This window comes from Bacillus sp. FSL W8-0629, assembly GCF_038593225.1.
GTDB lineage: Bacteria > Bacillota > Bacilli > Bacillales > Bacillaceae > Bacillus > Bacillus altitudinis.
This window is the reverse complement of the sequence record NZ_CP151975.1, coordinates 3408328-3428510: the sequence shown is the minus strand read 5'-3', so window position 1 is coordinate 3428510 and position 20183 is coordinate 3408328. Positions and strand designations below refer to the sequence as shown.

The 20183-nt window shown below is 43.2% G+C and carries 18 protein-coding genes; 12 read left to right on the top strand and 6 right to left on the bottom strand.

The genetic code is table 11. The features are described 5' to 3' along the window. Positions 1–359 precede the first annotated feature (359 nt). Positions 360–1328 carry a S66 peptidase family protein gene (locus NSQ17_RS17750; RefSeq protein WP_259253687.1) on the bottom strand — a complete coding sequence of 323 codons (969 nt, stop codon included), beginning with the start codon at positions 1326–1328 and terminating at the stop codon, positions 360–362. A gap of 151 nt (positions 1329–1479) precedes the next feature. Between NSQ17_RS17750 and cls (NSQ17_RS17745) the strand changes: the two genes are divergently transcribed. From cls (NSQ17_RS17745) to NSQ17_RS17735, 3 genes are all read left to right on the top strand, one after another. Further along, positions 1480–2982, top strand: coding sequence for a cardiolipin synthase (gene cls, locus NSQ17_RS17745; RefSeq protein WP_024719431.1), 1503 nt, complete (start codon positions 1480–1482; stop codon positions 2980–2982). Positions 2983–3087: 105 nt separating this feature from the next. Next, positions 3088–4803, top strand: coding sequence for an ABC transporter ATP-binding protein (locus tag NSQ17_RS17740; RefSeq protein WP_113766890.1), 1716 nt, complete (start codon positions 3088–3090; stop codon positions 4801–4803). Between the two features lie 209 nt (positions 4804–5012). Then, on the top strand, positions 5013–6011 hold the full coding sequence (locus NSQ17_RS17735) for a S66 peptidase family protein (protein ID WP_342467645.1): 999 nt from the start codon (positions 5013–5015) through the stop codon (positions 6009–6011). A 211-nt stretch (positions 6012–6222) separates the two neighbouring features. On the opposite strand, the gene NSQ17_RS17730 is transcribed toward NSQ17_RS17735, so the two are convergent. The 3 genes from NSQ17_RS17730 to cls (NSQ17_RS17720) all read right to left on the bottom strand — a co-directional run bounded on the left by NSQ17_RS17730 (position 6223) and on the right by cls (NSQ17_RS17720) (position 8722). Further along, the gene (locus NSQ17_RS17730) at positions 6223–6477 is read right to left on the bottom strand and encodes a hypothetical protein (protein ID WP_008343494.1); all 255 of its coding nucleotides are present in this window, start codon (positions 6475–6477) and stop codon (positions 6223–6225) included. A 73-nt stretch (positions 6478–6550) separates the two neighbouring features. Continuing rightward, the gene (gene uvsE, locus NSQ17_RS17725) at positions 6551–7513 is read right to left on the bottom strand and encodes a UV DNA damage repair endonuclease UvsE (RefSeq protein ID WP_159145194.1); all 963 of its coding nucleotides are present in this window, start codon (positions 7511–7513) and stop codon (positions 6551–6553) included. A 12-nt stretch (positions 7514–7525) separates the two neighbouring features. After that, entirely contained in the window at positions 7526–8722 is a 1197-nt protein-coding gene (cls, locus tag NSQ17_RS17720; protein WP_019743242.1) for a cardiolipin synthase, read from the bottom strand. Positions 8723–8865: 143 nt separating this feature from the next. Between cls (NSQ17_RS17720) and NSQ17_RS17715 the strand changes: the two genes are divergently transcribed. The 6 genes from NSQ17_RS17715 to NSQ17_RS17690 all read left to right on the top strand — a co-directional run bounded on the left by NSQ17_RS17715 (position 8866) and on the right by NSQ17_RS17690 (position 15750). Continuing rightward, positions 8866–10977: a heterodisulfide reductase-related iron-sulfur binding cluster gene (locus NSQ17_RS17715; RefSeq protein WP_342467644.1), complete on the top strand. Its 2112-nt coding sequence runs from the start codon at positions 8866–8868 to the stop codon at positions 10975–10977. Between the two features lie 103 nt (positions 10978–11080). Beyond that, a complete protein-coding gene (locus tag NSQ17_RS17710; protein WP_058337036.1) occupies positions 11081–12256 on the top strand; it encodes an acetyl-CoA C-acetyltransferase in 1176 nt (391 codons plus the stop codon). 19 nt (positions 12257–12275) lie between these two features. Further along, positions 12276–13139, top strand: coding sequence for a 3-hydroxybutyryl-CoA dehydrogenase (locus NSQ17_RS17705; protein ID WP_342467643.1), 864 nt, complete (start codon positions 12276–12278; stop codon positions 13137–13139). An 11-nt stretch (positions 13140–13150) separates the two neighbouring features. Beyond that, positions 13151–14263 carry an acyl-CoA dehydrogenase family protein gene (locus tag NSQ17_RS17700; protein ID WP_072367346.1) on the top strand — a complete coding sequence of 371 codons (1113 nt, stop codon included), beginning with the start codon at positions 13151–13153 and terminating at the stop codon, positions 14261–14263. Between the two features lie 16 nt (positions 14264–14279). Further along, positions 14280–15422 carry an acyl-CoA dehydrogenase gene (locus NSQ17_RS17695; protein ID WP_047945753.1) on the top strand — a complete coding sequence of 381 codons (1143 nt, stop codon included), beginning with the start codon at positions 14280–14282 and terminating at the stop codon, positions 15420–15422. Between the two features lie 130 nt (positions 15423–15552). Beyond that, positions 15553–15750 (top strand): hypothetical protein, encoded by a 198-nt coding sequence (locus NSQ17_RS17690; protein ID WP_034647437.1) that lies wholly within the window; start codon positions 15553–15555, stop codon positions 15748–15750. A gap of 13 nt (positions 15751–15763) precedes the next feature. Here NSQ17_RS17690 and NSQ17_RS17685 read toward each other — a convergent pair whose 3' ends face one another. Then, the gene (locus NSQ17_RS17685) at positions 15764–16243 is read right to left on the bottom strand and encodes a DUF2798 domain-containing protein (protein ID WP_326377395.1); all 480 of its coding nucleotides are present in this window, start codon (positions 16241–16243) and stop codon (positions 15764–15766) included. A gap of 371 nt (positions 16244–16614) precedes the next feature. On the opposite strand from NSQ17_RS17685, the gene rpoE reads away from it, so the two are divergent. Together rpoE and pyrG are read left to right on the top strand one after the other, a co-directional pair. Continuing rightward, positions 16615–17151: a DNA-directed RNA polymerase subunit delta gene (rpoE, locus tag NSQ17_RS17680; RefSeq protein ID WP_017360054.1), complete on the top strand. Its 537-nt coding sequence runs from the start codon at positions 16615–16617 to the stop codon at positions 17149–17151. Between the two features lie 238 nt (positions 17152–17389). After that, positions 17390–18997 carry a CTP synthase (glutamine hydrolyzing) gene (gene pyrG / locus NSQ17_RS17675; protein WP_017360053.1) on the top strand — a complete coding sequence of 536 codons (1608 nt, stop codon included), beginning with the start codon at positions 17390–17392 and terminating at the stop codon, positions 18995–18997. Positions 18998–19038: 41 nt separating this feature from the next. Here pyrG and NSQ17_RS17670 read toward each other — a convergent pair whose 3' ends face one another. After that, positions 19039–19569, bottom strand: coding sequence for a DUF2529 domain-containing protein (locus NSQ17_RS17670; RefSeq protein ID WP_045033921.1), 531 nt, complete (start codon positions 19567–19569; stop codon positions 19039–19041). Positions 19570–19749: 180 nt separating this feature from the next. Here NSQ17_RS17670 and NSQ17_RS17665 point away from each other — a divergent pair, with 180 nt between their 5' ends. After that, the gene (locus NSQ17_RS17665) at positions 19750–20124 is read left to right on the top strand and encodes a response regulator (RefSeq protein ID WP_003214681.1); all 375 of its coding nucleotides are present in this window, start codon (positions 19750–19752) and stop codon (positions 20122–20124) included. Positions 20125–20183 lie beyond the last annotated feature (59 nt).

The window sequence follows — 20183 nt, the reverse complement described above, 5'->3', positions numbered from 1 at the left end:
CCTTCGGCAAGCATGTAGTATGTGTGCGTTAATGGAATTATCCAAGTGTATTAATAATGTTAGAAATAGAATCAAATAATTGGCTAAGTACATCAGAAAACATAGTTTGTATCCTCCCTTCGGCAAGCATGTAGTATGTGTGCGTTAATGGAATTATCCAAGTGTATTAATAATGTTAGAGATAGAATCGAATAATTGGCTAAGTACATCAGAGAACATGTTTTTGCCTCCTCTCTTTTCTTTTTACATCTACTTAACGAAGGGGATGAAGGGTTGGATCACTTTTTTAAAAAAAATTTTAAAAAGAAATGATGGCATAGAAAAAGCACCCGCATATGAGGGTGCTTTTTAGGTTTTATTTATGCATGAACACGCCATTGGATTTGTCCGCCGTCGCAGGAGAGCTCGGAACTCCCGCCAATCGGCAAGGTGAAGACCGGCTGTGTATGTCCGATATCGACATCGTAAATCACTGGAATGTGTTGAAGCATTGGGTGCTTATCTAGGATGAACCTCAAATGTTCCTCTGTCATCTTGGATTTCTTTTGAAAACGTCCGATGATTAACCCTTTAATGGATTCGGCATGCTGCAAGAGCGAGGCAAGGTCTCTGGCGAACATTTCAGGAAAGACCAAGTCATCATCTTCTACAAATAAGATGGCATCCTTGATGCGAGGCATAAAGGGTGTCCCTTGCAGTAAGTTCAGTGTACAAAGATTTCCGCCATACAAGGTGCCTTCAGCTGTTCCTTCCTGATAAATCCCCCATGTTGTCGGATGAAACTGCCTATTTACTTGATCAAGATACCACGCATCATCACTCCACTTTGTAGAAGGGGTGACATCAAATGGCTCGCTGCTCATCACGCACGCTTGAAACATGGCTGTCTGCTCCTCTTGTCCTTGTTCCATTTGGAAACTGGAGAAATGAGGACCTGAGTACGTCACCATGTCACATTTGGCGGTAATGGCGTTTGCAAGTGCGGTAATATCACTGTAGCCGCAAAGAACTTTTGGGTGCTGACGAATCAAATCATAATCTATATAAGGCAAAAGCTCATTGCAGTTAAAGCCGCCGATTGCTGTCAAAATGCCGTCGACTTCATCATTTGAGAATGCCTCATGTAGATCAGATAAACGGTGTTCAATAGAAGAAGAGGAATGCAGATCACATTCAAACACGTGTTGTCCAAAAGAAACAGTGAACCCTAATGCCTCTAAACGTTTTTTCGCCTGAGCTATTCCTTCTTCTGATAAAATGCTGGCACTTCGGCTTGGAGCAATTACCCGAATGTGGCTTCCCTTTTTTAAAGCAGATGGTGTACGCATAAGTCATTCGTCCTTTCCTTCACATATTTTCCATTATATCGGATCAAAACGCTCCAGTCTGTAAAAGCTAAAAGAAAGCAGCAAACCGTGCGTTTCAGACGAGCTGTGCAAAGGGTATGGAAAAGAAAAAGACAGAATGAGGGCGGAGAATGTGAAAAAGAGGAGACTGGAATTTCTATTTTTATATTTCATGATATTTGGGGCATATGTGGTGTTTTGGTGGCCGGTTCCAGCGTGGGGTTTTCAGCTTTACGCATCTAGTTATATCGCCATCATTTTATTTAGTATTATTTCGCTTATGCTAGAGAACCGGACATCACAGCACACGCTGTTATGGATGTATGTACTGATCTTTTTCCCGATCATCGGCTATATGTTTTATTTGTTCTCGGGGCAGCTTTATGTCAAAGGACATTTGTTTAAATCAAAGAGAATGTATAACCGAGAAAAATTACGCAGAATATCAGAGCTTGAGAGTAAGCCGGATGAGACGCGTTTAACCGATAATCAGCGTGCTTTTTTTCATTACACAGAAAAAGCGACAGGGATGCATGTAAATACAAATAGTGATATGGAGATTTTAAAGAATGGAGAGGAAACCTTTCCACGTATTTTTGAAGAATTAAAAAAGGCAAAAACGTTCATCCATATAGAATATTACATGTTCAAATCTGATTTCCTCGGTCACCGGATGATGGAGATCCTGATTGAAAAAGTGAAAGAAGGAGTAGAGGTTCGATTCATCTATGATGCGGCTGGCAGCATTCGCTTCTCACGAAAAGATATTAAACGATTGAAGCAGGCAGGGATAAAGGTCGCTCCTTTTCTACCATTAAAATACGGATTCTTTAATCAAAAATTCAATTTCCGAAATCACCGGAAAATCGTGATTATTGATGGAGAAACAGGATTTGTTGGCGGGCTCAATGTCGGGAAGGAATATGTAGGACGCGATGAAAACATCGGCTTTTGGCGTGACACGCATACGATGTTAAAGGGTGAAGCCGTTCAGACACTTCACTCCATATTTATGCTGGACTGGGAGTATGTATCAGATGAAGTGTTAATTGATGATCCGAAGTATCACACCCCGCATCCTGTGACAGGAGAAGATGTCATTCAGGTCGTGCCGACTGGACCTGATATGAAGGAAAGTATGAGTGATTTATACGATGCGCTCATTTCGAATGCACAGCAATTTGTTTGGATTGCGACGCCTTATTTTGTCCCAAATGAATCCATTCGCACAGCGTTAAAAATTGCGGCGACAAGAGGGGTGGATGTGCGTGTGATGGTGCCTGAGATTAATGATGGATTTCTCACGCAATACGCCACACGATCTTATTTTTCTGAGCTTTTGAAAGAGGGCATCAAGGTGTATCACTATCAAAAAGGATTCATGCATCAAAAGGTCATGATTGCAGATGGAGAACTTGCCTCTGTCGGAACGGCCAATGTTGATATGAGAAGCTTCCAACTCAATTTTGAGGTCAATGTCTTTACAGCGGCAAAGAAACCGATCGAGCAATTGATGGCTCATTATGAGGAAGATATGAAAGAATGTGAGCAAATGGGGCCGGTTCATTTTTATAAAAGGGGCTTAAAGGAACGTTTAAAGGAATCGTTTGCGCGATTGTTTTCAGGTGTATTGTGAGGGTTTCCAGGGAAAGAAATCATTTCCTGATCTAGTATTTCGATAATGATTCCTCTATAATTGAAAATGATTATCAATTATAGAGGAAGTGAGGTTCTTTTACATATGCTAAAACGCTTTTTTGCCTATTACAGGCCCTATCGTGGTCTGTTCTTTTTAGATTTCTTTTGCGCTGTTGCCGTTGGGCTCATGGAACTAGGTTTCCCGCTGATCGTGAACTACTTCATTGATACATTATTACCAACAGGGAACTGGACGGTCATTGCCTGGACCGCACTTGCGCTGTTTGTCATTTACGCACTCAGCTCAGTGATGCAATTTATTGTGTCGTACTGGGGGCACATGCTTGGCATCAATATTGAAACAGATATGAGAAAAAAGCTATTTGATCATTTTCAGCGTCTGTCCTTCAAATTTTTCGATAACAACAAAACAGGCAAACTCATGTCACGGATGACAAATGACCTCATGTACATTGGTGAGGTGGCTCATCACGGACCTGAGGATTTGTTTATTGCGATTATGACCATTCTTGGCGCCTTTGCCGTCATGCTCATGATTAACTGGCAGCTTGCCATTTTAACCTTCTTGATTATGCCAGTCATCATCTGGTTAGCCCTTCATTTTAATAAAAAAATGACGCAGGCGATTACACAACTCAACAATGACATTGGAGATTTTCATGCAAGGGTTGAAAACAATATTGGCGGTATTCGTCTTGTTCAAGCCTTTGCAAACGAACATTTCGAGAAAAAGCGCTTTGCTGAAAATAACAACCGCTTTCGAAAAGCGAAACTTCTTTCCTATAAAATTATGTCGGTTAACGGATCAATCAGCTATATTCTCACAAGGCTTGTGACGCTGTTTGTCCTTCTGGCAGGTACATGGTTTGTTCTTCAAGGTCAATTAACGGCAGGCGGATTTATCGCCTTTGTCTTGATCACAAATGTGTTATTCAGACCCATTGATAAGATCAACACGGTGATTGAAATGTATCCAAAAGGCATTGCCGGTTTTAAAAGCTATGTCGATTTGCTTGAAACAGAGCCAGATGTGAAGGATACAGAAGGAGCACGTGATCTTTACGGCTTGAAAGGTGAAATTGAGTATCGAAACGTGACATTTGGCTACGATGAGCACAGTCATGTATTGAAGGATATCAACTTAAAGATCAAACAAGGGGAAACTGTTGCATTTGTCGGGCCATCAGGAGCGGGGAAATCGACCATTTGCAGTCTGCTGCCTCGTTTTTATGATGTGGACGAAGGAGACATCACCATTGATGGTGTGAGCACAAAATCGATGACCCTGTCCTCTTTAAGACAGCAGATTGGCATTGTGCAGCAGGATGTCTTTTTATTCTCAGGCACCATTCGTGAGAATATTGCGTACGGCAACCTAGAAGCGAGTGATGCAGACATTTGGGAGGCGGTGCGACGTGCTCATTTAGAGGAGCTCGTTCAGCGTTTCCCAGAAGGGTTGAATACGGTCATTGGTGAACGCGGCGTTAAGCTATCCGGCGGTCAAAAGCAACGCTTGTCAATTGCACGGATGTTTTTGAAAAACCCGTCTATTCTTATTTTGGATGAAGCGACGTCAGCACTTGATACAGAAACAGAAAAAGCGATCCAAGACGCACTAAGCGAACTGGCAGTCGGCAGGACGACACTCGTCATTGCTCACCGCCTTGCGACAATTAAACATGCAGACCGAATCATCGTCGTGACAGAGGAAGGCATTGAAGAACAAGGCCGTCACCAAGATTTAATTCGAATGGGCGGTGTTTATAGCAGACTGCATGAAGCGCAGTTTGGTCATTGAAGAGAAGTGATTGAATGAGTCCAGTTATTAAGCTGGGCTCTTTTTCATATTGAGATATTTGCGACGCTGGCCATCAGTTTTACTGTCATCATATTTGGCCTGTTTAAGCTGTTAAATTGAAGTGTACTTTATTTTTAAATCGAGGCCCTTTTGAAAAAGGGCTTTTTTTGCTAGGATAGTAAAAACTCGTGTAGGAAGGATCTGATGGAATGAAGGGGCTTCGGCATTTACAGAAGGGCGATAAAATAGGTATTTATTCTCCCTCAAGTCCAGCATCTGCCACCTCGCCTCTTAGGTATGAGCGGGCGAAGGAATGGCTTGAACAAAAAGAATTCATTGTGGTACCAGGATCATTAACAGGGAAAGAGGATCACTATCGTTCGGGAACGATTCAAGAACGAGCAGCTGAGCTGAATGAGCTGATGGCGAGAGAAGATTTGTCCTGTATCATGTCGATGATTGGGGGGACGAACTCAAATAGTTTGCTGCCTTATCTTGATTTTGAGCTGCTGAAGAAGCATCCGAAAATCATGATTGGTTATTCAGATGCGACGGCGATTCTTTTAGCGGCTTATGAAAAAACGGGTCTGCCTGTTTTTTACGGGCCTGCACTTGTGCCGTCTTTTGGAGAGTTTGAACCATTTGTTAATCATACATATCGATCTTTCGAGGACATTCTCATTCATCCGCAGCCCATCCCATATCAGGTGAAAAAACCGCCCTTCTGGACGGACGAACGGATCAACTGGGAAGAGAAAATACGAGAAAAAGAAAAACGTCCAAACGATTGGATGTGCGTCATTGAAGGGCAGGCAGAAGGCAGACTGATCGGCGGGAACCTAAATGCCATGTATGGCATATGGGGAAGTGAATTCATGCCTCAAATCCAAAAAGGCGATATCCTTCTCATTGAAGATTGTATGAAAACCGCCTCCACCGTCGAAAAGAACTTCTCTCTGTTAAAGATAAATGGTGTGTTTGAACGGGTATCTGGTATCCTCTTAGGGAAACATGAGCTGTTTGATGATGAAGGAACGGGCAAAAGGCCGCACGATCTTTTACTTGAAGTACTGGGAGATACAAAGAGGCCGCTCATCGCGGAATTTGACAGTGCCCATACGCATCCGATGCTCACGATGCCAATCGGTACACAAGTAAAAATGAATGCAACGTCACGCGAGGTTTGGCTGACAGAAGCATGGATATAAGAAAAAGAGCAGCCCTAAGGCTGCCCCAGCGTGTAGACAAACCCTCGCATTCGGTGTCAGTCCTGCGTGCCGGTGCTCACGAATGTGACATTCGCTCCGCACCGGTACTCGTCCTTCCTAGACTGCAAAGGTTTTCAACTACGCTGAAAAGAAGACAAAGGGATAAAATAAGGTTCATTTTATCCCTTTGTCAGCCTAAGGCTGCCTTTCTTTATGAAGCATTCTCTTTTTCAAACGGCTGAAGAAGGTCTTGTGCCTCTTTTCCTTCTACCACGATTAAATAGTCTGATTCTAAATGAGTAAGCCTAAAGGTTTCTAGCTCTACGATGTTCTTAATGTTGCACATTGTTTTTTTAGAATATACATATAAACGATGTTGAGCGTGCTGGCACTTTTCGTATAGAGAAATAAGCTTATGTAAATTCAATGCTTTCGCAGCAATTCGGATTGAATAGATTTGTGACATCTTCATATCCTCCTGTTAAATACTTTCTCACAATAGCTTTGTTACCCCCGTTGTGATAGAGGTAAACCTTTCTCTACGATTTCCACTCAATGGTGCCTCCGCCCGTCCGCCGATTGCCTCTGATCGCTGACAGTTCTTCAACAAGACGGAGCAAAGCCTGATCCTTTTTCTTTGCCTCAATCATAAAATCCACATCACGACCATACGACTTTAAAGCTTGAAAAAGTGGCAATACAAAGGACATCTCCACTCCATCCGCATGGCTTCGTATCGCCTTTTCTGATTTTGGTGAGGATAAGTGGATTTTAGGCGGTATGCCAGTGTTTGCCCACGTGTCAAACACTCTTGGCAAAATGTCATCAAGTGCCGCATCATCATCTTTGTTTGCAATGTGATGGTGGTAATCAAATACAAACGGGATGCCATGCTTTTCACAAACATCAAGCGTTTCTAATGACGTATAGGTTTTGTCATCATTTTCAAGCGTCATTCTCGCCTTGATATGTGCAGGAAGCTGCTTTATATTTTCATCAAAACGCTGTAAAGCAGATGCCTTGTCGCCATATGCACCTCCGACATGAATGTTCATATAACCTTCCTTTTCAAGCTTCATGGCCTCAAGCATTTCATAATGATAGGTCATATCAATGACGGCGTTTTCTGTAATGGAAGGTTTTGGACTTGTGAACAAAGTAAATTGATTGGGGTGAAAGCTCACTCGTAATCCGTGCCGCTTTACGAGTTGACCAATCTCTAGAAATTCTTTGCGAAAGGGTGTCACAAAGTCCCACCGCACCTCAGGATGGGTGGCGAGCGGGACAATCGAGCTTGAAAAACGGTAAAGCGGAATATCATGGGCAATCGCAAAATAAAGCGTTCTTAATGTATTGACGAGGTTGGCTTTCGTCGTTCGCAATAGAGCCTCTGTCCTCTCTTCCTTTGAGAGCTTACTATATCTTGCAAAGGTCAGCGACTTGGCAGGTGAAGCTTCCCATAAAGTGACGGCGTTGGATACATAACCAAATCGATAACGCATAGGTCAACTCCTTTATAAAAAATACGAGAACAGGGCGCCTATCCACTCAATTGGACGCGTGAGAAGTGGGCGTTGTTTGTATTTTTCTTCAGTCATCAGTTCTGACACTTCCATGTGTTCACGAATCTTTTCCTCTACATGTGCGGTGAAGGCGGGATCATCAATGGCCACATCCACTTCTTCGTTGAAAAACAAACTTCGTTTATCAAAGTTCGCTGTACTGATCATACAACGGCTATGATCGATGAGAATGGCTTTCGCATGATAAAACCCTTTATAAAAACGATACACAAGACATCCAGCAGCGATCAGATCTTTCAAATAATGAAATCCAGCTTCTTTCACAAGCGGATGATCTGCCTTCATTGGGATGATGATGTCGACAGTCACGCCTCGCTTCCGTGCGTCAAGAAGGGCGCTTAGAAGAGGAGCGGATGGAATAAAATAGGGCGTGCAGATGGTGATTTGCTTTTTCGCCTGTTGAATATCGTGAAGAAATAAGGCTTCTAAAGAAAAACCTGCCGTCGCACGTGTAGTGCACTGTAATGTTCCCGGTTCCAGTGTAGGAAAAACCTCGTATTGCAGCTGGTGAATACCAGATGACCGGTACAAATCATTCAGAAACACATGCTGGAGGTCTGCGACAACCTGTCCTGTCATGCGCAGGTGATAGTCTTTCCAAATGCCAAACCTGCCGTTTTTCCCTACATATTCATCGCCGATATTAAACCCGCCAATGTAGCCGATCTTCCCATCGATCACCGTGATCTTCCGGTGATTTCTCATGTTCAAGCGATAAATGAAGAAAGGAAAACGTGGTTTGTTTAAAAAGTAAAATTGAATGCCGCTTTTCTCGAGCATCTGAATGGATGTTTGATCAAATGGATAGGAGCCTAACCGATCAGTGAGCAAAAAAACCGAAACACCTTGCTCTGCTTTCGCTTTAAGTGCTTGCAGAATCCTTTGCCCAATCTTGTCGTTCTTTACAATAAAGAACATCATATGAATAGAAGAAGAGGCTTGCTGTATATCCGTAAGCAGCTGATCAAACAGTGGTTCGCCATCATGATAAAAAACTGCATCGCCGCTTGTTTGGTCAAAAGACCGTTCAAAAGCATGGGTAGAAAAATATTTTCTCCCTATATAAAGATCTAGCCTGACGAGTAGAACAATGACGAAGACGACGAGTAGAATGATCCATGCGATCATGAAGGTTCCTCCTTTTTTACATATGACGATAGTGTACCCAAATGGGCAAAAAATATTGACTGAATACTCATTCATTATTTATGATAGAGGTACAACATGGAAACGGCACAAAGTGGGTCTTGGGGAATGAAAGGGGGAGCAAGATGAATAGCCTTTTAATTGTTAACTTGATTGCATTTGCGGCAGTGACCGCTTACGCTGTGTATTTGTTTATTTATCTCATTCGAACACGAGCCGCGTATATTCGTCTTGGCAAAAAAGAAGAATTTCAGAAAGACATGAAAAAACGCTTAGAACGTGTTTGGGTGAATGTGTTTGGTCAAAAGAAACTGCTGAAGGACAAGAAGAGCGGCATCATTCATGTGCTGTTTTTCTATGGATTTATTTTAGTGCAGTTCGGAGCCCTTGATTTTATTATGAAGGGACTTGTTCCAGACAGCGGGCTACCATTAGGTCCGCTTTACGGTGTCTTTACGTTCTTCCAAGAGGTAGTCACACTTCTCATTTTAGTGGCGGTGGTTTGGGCATTCCATAGAAGATATGTCGAGAAGTTAGTCCGTTTAAAAAGGGGCTTTAAGTCAGGGCTTGTCCTTTTGTTTATTGGCGGATTGATGCTGACCGTATTACTGGGAAACGGAATGAACATCATTTGGCATGGGCACTCACTATCAGCAACTGAGCCAATTGCTTCCGGCATTGCTTTCTTGCTGGGCTGGCTGTCACCACTTGCGGCAACAATTGTGTTCTATGTCGCATGGTGGGTGCATCTTCTTATTTTACTGACGTTCTTAGTGTACGTCCCGCAGTCTAAGCACGCCCATCTCATCGCTGGCTCGGTCAACGTATTTGTCAGCAGATTGGACCCGCCAGGCAAACTGCAAAAAATTGATTTTGAAGATGAGACACAAGAAACGTTCGGCGTTGGGAAAATTGAAGATTTTCGTCAATCTCAGCTGATCGATCTTTACGCTTGTGTGGAATGTGGTCGCTGTACGAATATGTGTCCGGCGACAGGGACGGGGAAAATGCTGTCTCCAATGGATTTAATTTTACGATTAAGAGATCATTTAACAAATAAAGGGGCTGCTATTACTTCAAAGACACCGTGGGTTCCGCAGCTTGCTTTCAAACAGACGACAGGAAATCAGCTGGCATTACAGGCAAGGGGAGCTGGAGCGGAAGAATCTGCGGCGAGCGCAATGTATCATCCTTCTCTCATTGGTGAGGTCATTACAGAAGAAGAAATCTGGGCATGCACGACATGCCGAAACTGTGAAGATCAGTGTCCTGTCATGAACGAACACGTCGACAAAATCATTGATATGCGCAGATACTTAGTACTGACAGAAGGAAAAATGGATGCAGATGCACAGCGTGCGATGACAAGCATCGAGCGACAAGGGAACCCATGGGGATTGAATCGAAAAGAAAGAGAAAACTGGCGTGATCTAAGAGAAGATGTGCACGTACCGACAGTGAAAGAACTGAAAAAAGCAGATCAGACCTTCGACTATTTATTCTGGGTTGGATCGATGGGGGCATATGACAATAGAAGCCAAAAGATTGCTCTTGCCTTTGCAAAACTGCTCAATGAAGCAGGGGTTTCTTTTGCCATCCTAGGCAATAAAGAGAAAAACTCAGGTGATACACCGAGAAGACTTGGGAATGAATTTTTGTTCCAAGAGCTTGCTGCAAAAAACATCGAAGAATTCCAAAAAAATGACGTAACCAAAATCGTCACGATCGATCCGCATGCTTACAATTTATTTAAAAACGAATACCCAGACTTTGGACTTGAGGCAGAGGTGTATCATCATACAGAATTACTGGCAGAGCTAGTAAAAGAGGGGAAATTAACGCCTATTCATGAAGTGAACGAAGTCATTACTTTCCACGATTCTTGCTACCTAGGCAGATATAACGAGGTCTATGATCCGCCAAGAGATATTTTAAAAGCCATTCCTGGTGTGACACTGAAAGAAATGGAACGGAATCGTGAATCGGGGATGTGCTGTGGTGCCGGCGGTGGCTTAATGTGGATGGAAGAAGAGACAGGTACTCGAATTAACACAGCGAGGACGGAGCAGGCCTTACAGGTACAGCCGTCCATCATCAGCTCAGGGTGCCCATATTGTTTAACCATGCTTGGGGATGGGACGAAAGCGAAGGAAGTAGAAGAGCAGGTCGGCACATTTGATGTCGCAGAACTTCTTGAAAAATCAGTGTTTGGCGAAACGAGAACGCAGGCTTCATAAAGGTGTCAGGCCGATGGATCGACTGTTCATCGGCCAGTGGCACCGATAATTTTATGAACTGTCTAGCATTTATGTAAGCGGTAACAAATAGGAGGGGAAAGAAATGAGCACGACGGTCATTGTATCTGGGGCGAGAACACCATTTGGAAAACTAGGTGGAACTTTAAGTCGTTTGACTGCTGCAGAATTAGGCGGGATGACGATAAAAGCTGCGCTGGAAAGAGCCTCAAATGTTCATGAAGTGGATGAAGTCATCATGGGCAGTGTCCTTCAAGGAGGACAAGGTCAAATTCCTTCAAGACAGGCAGCTAGACATGCAGATCTCCCTTGGTCGGTTCCGACGCAAACCATCAACAAAGTCTGTGCTTCAGGAATGCGCAGTGTCACGACAGCCGATCAAATCATTCGAGCGGGAGATGCCAATGTGATCGTGGCAGGCGGCATGGAATCCATGTCTCATGCTCCTTATCTTCTGAAAAAAGCACGATGGGGTTACAAAATGGGAGATGGTGCAGTACAAGATGCCATGATTTTAGATGGATTAACCTGTTCGTTTACAGGTGTTCATATGGGTGAGTATGGAAGCATGGCGGCGAAAGAGCTTGGCATTACACGAGAAGAACAAGACCTTTGGGCGTTAAGAAGTCATGAACGAGCCATTGAGGCGCAAAAAAGCGGCTTTTTTAAAAATGAGATCATCCCCGTTACCGTCAAGAATAAAAAAGGAGATCAGCTGATTTCAGAAGATGAAGCCCCGCGGCGTGATACGTCATATGAACGTTTGTCAAAACTGATGCCCGTTTTCGATCAGGCAGGTACGATCACTGCTGGCAATGCACCGGGTGTCAATGATGGTGCAAGTGCGCTTCTATTAATGAAAGACACATACGCCATGCAGCAAGGTGAAAAACCTCTGGCAGTTGTGCTTGGGCATGCGCAAGTAGCAGTAGAGGCAAAGGACTTTCCGAAAACACCAGCTTATGCCATCGAAAAAGTGTTAAAGAAAACAGGGAAGCGAGTAGAGGATATCGATTTGTTTGAAATCAATGAGGCTTTTTCAGCGGTTGCATTGGCATGCGAAAAAATTCTTGGACTGGATCGGCGGAAAATGAATGTGAACGGAGGGGCAGTCGCGATTGGCCACCCGATTGGAGCAAGCGGAACACGTATTATATTGACCTTGATCCATGCTCTCAGACAAAGAGGCGGCGGGATCGGCATTGCGGCGATTTGCAGCGGCGGGGGTCAAGGTGATGCGATCATGATCAAGGTGGATTAAAAGGGAGGCGTTCATTGTCATGAGTATAGAAGAGACCGTCATGGTCGTTGGGGCTGGGCAAATGGGCTCGGGTATTGCCCAAGTATTTGCACAGTCAGGTTATACCGTCCTGCTCCATGATACGGAAGAGGAGCAGATTCATCGAGCCATTTCCTCTTTGACCAAACAACTGACGAAACGAGCAGAAAAAGGAAAGCTGGCACATCAGGCAGTCCGTGATATTACACAGCGACTGGCTGTTTCAACAGATTTAAAGGATGTACAGCAGACGCATTTAGTGATTGAAGCCGCATCTGAACAAATGAAGATCAAAAAACAAATCTTTGAAACCCTCGATCAATTTGCACCTGATGACACGATATTTGCGACAAATACGTCTTCCTTGTCGATCACAGAATTAGCAGCCGTGACGAAACGGCCTGAGAAAGTGATTGGCATGCATTTTATGAATCCAGTTCCCGTGATGAAACTTGTGGAAGTAATCCGTGCGCTACAAACGGATGATGCCACGTACCAATTTGTTTTTGACACCGCGAAGACATTAGACAAAACCCCAATAGAAGTGGAAGACTTCCCTGGGTTTGTGTCAAATCGCATTTTGATGCCGATGATCAATGAAGCCATTTACACCCTTTATGAAGGCGTGGCGGATGTAGAAAGTATTGACGGCATCATGACGCTTGGAATGAACCATCCAATGGGCCCGCTTCGTCTCGCCGACCTCATCGGGCTCGATACTTGTTTATTTATTATGAATACCCTTCACGAGGGTCTTGGAGATAGCAAATATCGACCTTGTCCTCTTTTGAAAAAATACGTGAACGCAGGCTGGCTGGGCAAAAAGACAAAGAGAGGTTTTTACACTTACCACGACCACTCATAGGGGGAGTCAAGATGGATGTGTTGCTGACAGAAAAACAACGTCTTTGGAGAAAACGAGTAGCAGAATTTGCACGCCAGCATGTATTCCCTGAAATAGAAGCGATGGAACAGGGCGTGTTCCCGAAAACGCTTTTAGCTGAAATGGGTCGGCAAGGCTTTTTAGGCATTCCGATCCCAGATAAGTATCACGGATTAGGGGCAGATTTCACAACCTATATCATGGCGATTCATGAATTTTCCAAAGTAAGTGCAACCATCGGTGTCATTGTATCCGTTCATACATCCGTTGTGACGATGCCGATTTTGGCGTTTGGAACGACTGAACAAAAAGAATCCTACGTTCCCAAGCTTGCGTCCGGGCAGAAGCTGGGCGCCTTTTGTCTAACTGAACCGAAGGCAGGATCAGATGCCTCTAGTATTCAGTTGAAAGCAGAGCGGGCAGACGATCACTATGTGTTAAATGGAACGAAAATTTTTATCACAAGCGGCGGTGAAGCGGAAGTCTATCTTGTATTTGCCGTGACAGACCCGGCTTCTGCTAAGAAAAATATATCAGCGTTCATTGTGGAGAAGGGGACACCAGGATTTACGATCGGAAAAGATGAGAAGAAAATGGGCCTGCATGGATCAAAAACAGTCACACTTCATTTTGACGGTGTTCGAATTCCAAAAAAACAGCTGCTCGGCGCAGAAGGAGAAGGCTTTCGGATTGCCATGTCTAGCTTAAATGCGGGGAGAATTGGTATTGCGGCTCAAAGCCTTGGTATTGCAGAAGCCGCATTAGCTGAGGCGGTCACGTATTTAAAGCAGCATCCAGCTGGCCTTGAAACGACCATTCGGTTGGGCGATCTGGGCACCAAGCTGGAAGCGGCAAAACTTCTTGTCTATCAAGCGGCTACTTATAAAGAGGCCAATCGCCCTGTCACGAAGGAAGCGTCGATGGCGAAGTTATTTGCATCTAAAACAGCGGTTGATATTAGTACTGAAGTCATCCATTTGCTTGGTCTAGCCGGTTACACGAAGCAATACCGAGCAGAGCGGTACTTTCGTGATGCGAAAATTTGTGAGATTTATGAAGGAACAAGTGAAATACAAAGGCTGGTTATTTGTAAACAGCTAATATGAAGTGAGGTGGCTCATGATGCAGTTCCAATTAAGTGACGAACACGAAATGATACAAAAAATGGTGAGAGACTTTGCGAAAAATGAAGTGGAGCCAACAGCAGCAGAGCGAGATGAAACAGAATCGTATGATCCCGCTATTTTTCGTCAAATGGCGGAGCTTGGTTTAACGGGAATCCCTTGGCCAGAAGAAAATGGGGGGATTGGTAGTGATTATTTGGCCTATGTCATAGCGGTTGAAGAGCTCTCACGAGTGTGCGCCTCAACAGGCGTCACCCTATCTGCTCACACATCACTCGCCTCATGGCCAATCTATACATTCGGAACAGATGAGCAAAAGGAGACGTATTTAAAGCCGCTTGCAGAAGGACAGAAGATCGGCGCATACGCACTGACCGAGAGCGGCTCGGGTTCAGATGCCGGCGGAATGAAAACAACAGCAGTAAAAGCAGGGAATGAATATGTCTTGAACGGGGCAAAGATTTTTATTACCAATGGAGGCATTGCGGATTATTATATTGTGTTTGCCGTTACCGACCAAGATCCTTCATCCCGTAATACAACCGCTTTTATAGTAGAAAAAGAGACGCAAGGCTTCTCAATCGGCAAAAAAGAAAGCAAACTGGGCATCCGCTCATCGCCAACGACAGAAATCATCTTTGAAGACTGTCGTATACCCGAAAGGAACCGGCTTGGTCAAGAAGGCGAAGGTTTTAAGATAGCGATGATGACACTTGACGGCGGCAGAAACGGTATTGCCGCACAAGCTGTTGGCATTGCTCAAGGTGCTCTGGATGCAGCAGTCAATTATGCAAAGGAGCGCAAACAATTCGGCAAACCAATCATTCAGCAGCAAGGCATTGCTTTTAAGTTAGCGGATATGGCAACGGCAATTGAGGCCTCAAGACTGCTCACCTATCAGGCAGCATGGCTTGAAACGAAAGGGCTTCCGTATGGGAAAGAATCAGCTATGTCCAAGCTCTTTGCCGGTGATACAGCCATGAAGGTGACGACAGAAGCTGTACAAATCTTCGGCGGATACGGCTATACAAAGGATTACCCAGTCGAACGATACATGCGTGATGCGAAAATCACTCAAATCTATGAAGGTACACAAGAAATCCAGCGGCTGGTCATCTCACGGAAACTGCTAGATATGTAGAAACCAAGAAAGACCACCTGATATGAGGTGGTCTGTTTTTGTATCAAATGTGAAATCTCTCCAATATGATCTCATATCACCTGATCACTATGGTAAAATTGGGAAAAGAACCAAAATGGAGGTTATCATGATGAACACAACATTTATTGGCATTTTAGGAATCGTCACGATGATCATATGGATTATGGTCTCCACAGAGCTTTCAAAGTCTCCAAAAAGGAAGGAAGAAAAAGAAAACAGCCGCAGAAAACTCATTGTACTCGTGTCTGCGGGCACTTTATTCACCGTACCTTTGGTTTTTTCACTCATTCAGAATATCCAGCTGTAACATATCCATTCGACTAAACCGCTGCTGTCTGTTTTAATTTCACCCATTTGAAAAAAACAAAACGGACAAGCGGTCCCATAATCAACATCTGCAAAGGGAACGCCAACATGACATTATGACCGAAAATCGTTAAGTAATCAGATAGAATCGATTGTGTTTGAAATCCTGTGCTGATGCTTTGTACGACATATCCGCATAAAGACATGAGACACACCATCCCAAACACGATAAAGATAGAAAGAGTGAGAATAAAATAGATTTTCTTGCCTTTTGGGGCAAAACGTCTGGCTGCTTTTTTTGCTGAAGGCCCAACAATACACATCTCAATCAACAACGTGATGGCAAAACCGATCACATAGGTGAGTACACCTTCTAACCATGTCATATGTCCAAGCCGTCCATTTAGAAATAGGTTATAAAAGAACATCACTGAAAACATACAAAAACACATCAAGACACCAAATTGTATATCTTCTTTTTTTGTCATTGGCAATTCGATCAACCTCTCAAAATTAGTCTATTTATTATAGATTTCTGTTTCAATTCGTCGTAAGTGAACATTTTGTGAAGGAATAATTCCCCTTTTTTAAGAAGAGTAAATGGCTTTGTATTCATCAAAAGAGAAGACAAAAAAGCATGCAAAACGTGTGCTCCACACATGAATTATGCCAATTCGGCGCACATGATTGACCGCTAGAGGCTCCTCTTGTGAAAAAATCAAAAATTAACATCAATAAAGGTGGCATAAACTCCCCTAATTTGTTTATAATGAGAGGTATGGTTTGTCGTAAGAATAAGGTATAAATACTTATTATTTCACTGATAAATGGATACATACATGTAATAGAAAGGGAGTGTCTGACCTTGAGTTTGAAAGAATACTCACAGGAACAGCTCAAACAAATGTCTTTAGTTGAACTTGCTTATGAAATTTTCAGAGACAGCAAAACGCCGATTACGTTTTCCGAGTTAATAGATGAAATGGTCCGTTTGCAAGGGATACAAAAATCTGATCTTGATGATCGACTTGCTCAATTTTATACAGACTTAAATATAGATGGCCGCTTTATTTCGTTAGGTGATCAGAGATGGGGACTTCGCAGCTGGTATCCAGTTGATCAAATCGAAGAAGAAGTTCAACCAGCTGTGAAAACAAAAGCGAAAAAGAAAAAAACAAAAGCTGCTGTCGTTGAAGAAGACTTCGATGATATTGAAGAGGAAGAAGAAATCGACGAGCTTGAAGAAGATCTTGATCTTGTTGAAGACGACGAGGACCTTGACCTAGATGATGAAGAAATCGATGAAGAGATAGAAGAGTTCGACGAAGATGATGATGAAGATGATGACGGCTTAACGGAAATTGATGAAGACGATTTAGACGATGATGAGGAAGACAAATAACCCTCACAAACCGGTCCTGAAAACAGGACAAAACCGTCTTGACTTTCCAGAGCGAACTATGTAGTATGTATTTTGGGCTCTCTAAAAAAGAGTACGTAAAGATACGTTCATTTACGCTCCCTTTCATTTATTTGAAAGGGAGCTTTCTTATTTTTCAAGAGATTTAGGGATACACTCTAAAAGGATGAAGCTGTGCATGTCTAGTCATGCAAGGGTAAAAAAGAGAGGAGCATACGAAATGACAAAGTATATTTTTGTAACAGGAGGAGTTGTTTCCTCACTTGGAAAAGGGATCACGGCTGCATCGTTAGGCCGCCTTCTGAAAAATAGAGGGATGGATGTCACCATTCAAAAATTTGATCCATATATCAACGTAGACCCAGGGACAATGAGTCCATATCAGCACGGTGAGGTATTTGTCACAGACGACGGTGCTGAAACAGATCTTGACTTAGGTCACTACGAGCGCTTCATTGATATTAACTTGAATAAATACAGCAACGTCACAACTGGTAAAATCTATTCTACAGTCCTGAAAAAAGAGCGCCGCGGCGACTATTTAGGTGGAACCGTACAGGTTATTCCCCATATTACAAATGAAATCAAAGACCGTGTGTACCGTGCAGGGAAAGAAACGGGTGCAGATGTGGTCATTACAGAAATCGGTGGAACAGTTGGAGATATTGAATCCCTTCCATTCCTAGAAGCGATTCGTCAAATGAAGAGTGACATTGGCCGTGAAAACGTGATGTACATTCATTGTACCCTTGTTCCTTACATCCGTGCTGCAGGCGAACTGAAAACAAAACCAACACAGCATAGTGTAAAAGAACTTCGTAGTCTAGGTATTCAGCCAAACGTCATTGTGGTCAGAACTGAAATGCCATTGGCACAAGACATGAAGGACAAAATTGCGCTATTCTGTGATATTGATACGAAAGCAGTCATCGAATGTCAGGATGCAGATACCCTTTATTCGATTCCGCTTGATTTACAAAAACAAGGATTAGACAAGCTTGTATGTGAGCACATGAAGCTTGACTGTCAAGATGCGGACATGACGGAGTGGACGGCGCTTGTTGATAAAGTGCAAAACCTTTCAAAACAAGTCACGATTGGTCTTGTAGGGAAATATGTTGAGCTGCAAGATGCATACATTTCTGTCGTTGAATCCCTTCGTCATGCGGGCTATGCATTTGATGCGGATGTTCAAATCAAATGGATCAACGCAGAAGAAGTCACAGCGGAAAATATGGCTGATTTCGCTCAAGATGTAGACGGCATTATTGTTCCTGGAGGCTTCGGAGACCGCGGAGTAGAAGGGAAAATCATTGCAACACAATATGCGCGCGAAAACAAAGTGCCATTCTTCGGAATTTGCTTAGGTATGCAAGTCGCATCTATCGAATATGCGAGAAACGTACTAGGTTTAGAGGGAGCACATTCCGCTGAAATTGATCCAGAAACAGCATTCCCAATCATCGACCTTCTTCCAGAACAGAAGGATGTTGATGACTTAGGTGGAACACTTCGCCTCGGCCTATACCCTTGTAAATTAAACGAAGACTCAAAAGCATTTGCTGCATACAATGACGAAGTCGTGTACGAACGCCATCGTCATCGCTATGAGTTTAATAACGAATTCAGACAGCAAATGGAAGCAGCAGGTTTTGTCTTCTCTGGTACAAGCCCAGACGGACGCCTTGTTGAAATCATTGAACTGAAGGATCACCCATGGTTCCTTGCTTCTCAGTTCCATCCAGAATTCATTTCAAGACCGACAAGACCACAGCCGTTATTTAGAGATTTCGTTGGTGCTTCACTACAGGCATCTGAATCAAAATAAAACAAAAAACTGCCGAGAATAGCATCTTCTCGGCAGTTTTTTTATTCATATTCCTCAACGATTTCTTTCACAGTAAACGATAGAGCATGGTAGACATATAAGCAGGTCATCAGTGCAGGATAGCCGAACCTTGTTCCATCTTCTGCAGGCACAAGTGGTTTTTTGAGCTGAAAATCAATGTGGACATCACAATGGTCTTCAATGAATGATGTTTCCTTTTGTGCAGGACCGACCCCGACAATAGGTGTACCTTGTTCGTGAAGCTCTTTGACAAGGGATTGAATCTCTTGATCTTCTGGATCTGAATAAAATAAAAGCACCCTGTCACTTGGATGAAGTAAGCTGCGCTCCTTTTGATCCAGCGGCAGAACCTTCGCACCCGGAAACGGCTCCTTGCTCTCAGATGCCTCTAAGGCTACAGCCGCCAGTTCATTCTTGCCATGAAAATACACGGCATGTCCACTGACAACGGCCTGAGCAAGAAGGCGTGCACCGTCTTCGATCGCTTCGGCCTGCTTATCTCCAATACGTGAAAAAATACCTGATAATTGGGTAGTGAAAATTTTTAACAAGACTCATTTCCTCCTTCTGTCAGATCATTTTATAATAGAATATAAAGAGAATATTAGGAAAAATGCTCAGAAAATGTCGTAAAGTAAACTATTATAATTAAAGGAAATGTGAAAATCAAACAGAATTATTTAACAACAGCTCTTTTTATGGCGAAAAATGAAAGCAATGGGGTGTAACAAATGAATGAGAAAATTTTAATTGTCGATGATCAGTACGGTATTAGAATATTGCTGAATGAAGTGTTTCATAAAGAAGGCTATCAAACCTTTCAAGCCGCTAACGGACTACAGGCATTAGATATTGTGAAAAACCATAGACCAAACCTCGTCCTGCTTGATATGAAGATTCCCGGAATGGATGGCATTGAGATTTTAAAACGCATGAAATTAATTGATGAAGACATCCGCGTGATCATTATGACAGCTTATGGCGAACTAGATATGATTCAAGAGTCTAAAGAGCTCGGTGCATTAACGCATTTTGCTAAACCATTTGATATTGATGAAATCCGTGATGCGGTCAAAGAATACTTGCCGCTCGAAACAAATGGCTAGATGGAAATGATTGAATCAAGTCATTCTGTTGCCGATTTGTCGAATAATTGGTATTCTAG

Bases quoted from the DNA above. Each gene is read 5' to 3' on its own strand.
- NSQ17_RS17750 (WP_259253687.1), bottom strand. From the start codon at position 1,328: ATGCGTACACCATCTGCTTTAAAAAAGGGAAGCCACATTCGGGTAATT.
- NSQ17_RS17740 (WP_113766890.1), top strand. From the start codon at position 3,088: ATGCTAAAACGCTTTTTTGCCTATTACAGGCCCTATCGTGGTCTGTTC.
- NSQ17_RS17735 (WP_342467645.1), top strand. From the start codon at position 5,013: ATGAAGGGGCTTCGGCATTTACAGAAGGGCGATAAAATAGGTATTTAT.
- NSQ17_RS17730 (WP_008343494.1), bottom strand. From the start codon at position 6,477: ATGTCACAAATCTATTCAATCCGAATTGCTGCGAAAGCATTGAATTTA.
- uvsE (WP_159145194.1), bottom strand. From the start codon at position 7,513: ATGCGTTATCGATTTGGTTATGTATCCAACGCCGTCACTTTATGGGAA.
- cls (WP_019743242.1), bottom strand. From the start codon at position 8,722: ATGATCGCATGGATCATTCTACTCGTCGTCTTCGTCATTGTTCTACTC.
- NSQ17_RS17715 (WP_342467644.1), top strand. From the start codon at position 8,866: ATGAATAGCCTTTTAATTGTTAACTTGATTGCATTTGCGGCAGTGACC.
- NSQ17_RS17710 (WP_058337036.1), top strand. From the start codon at position 11,081: ATGAGCACGACGGTCATTGTATCTGGGGCGAGAACACCATTTGGAAAA.
- NSQ17_RS17705 (WP_342467643.1), top strand. From the start codon at position 12,276: ATGAGTATAGAAGAGACCGTCATGGTCGTTGGGGCTGGGCAAATGGGC.
- NSQ17_RS17700 (WP_072367346.1), top strand. From the start codon at position 13,151: ATGGATGTGTTGCTGACAGAAAAACAACGTCTTTGGAGAAAACGAGTA.
- NSQ17_RS17695 (WP_047945753.1), top strand. From the start codon at position 14,280: ATGCAGTTCCAATTAAGTGACGAACACGAAATGATACAAAAAATGGTG.
- NSQ17_RS17690 (WP_034647437.1), top strand. From the start codon at position 15,553: ATGAACACAACATTTATTGGCATTTTAGGAATCGTCACGATGATCATA.
- pyrG (WP_017360053.1), top strand. From the start codon at position 17,390: ATGACAAAGTATATTTTTGTAACAGGAGGAGTTGTTTCCTCACTTGGA.
- NSQ17_RS17665 (WP_003214681.1), top strand. From the start codon at position 19,750: ATGAATGAGAAAATTTTAATTGTCGATGATCAGTACGGTATTAGAATA.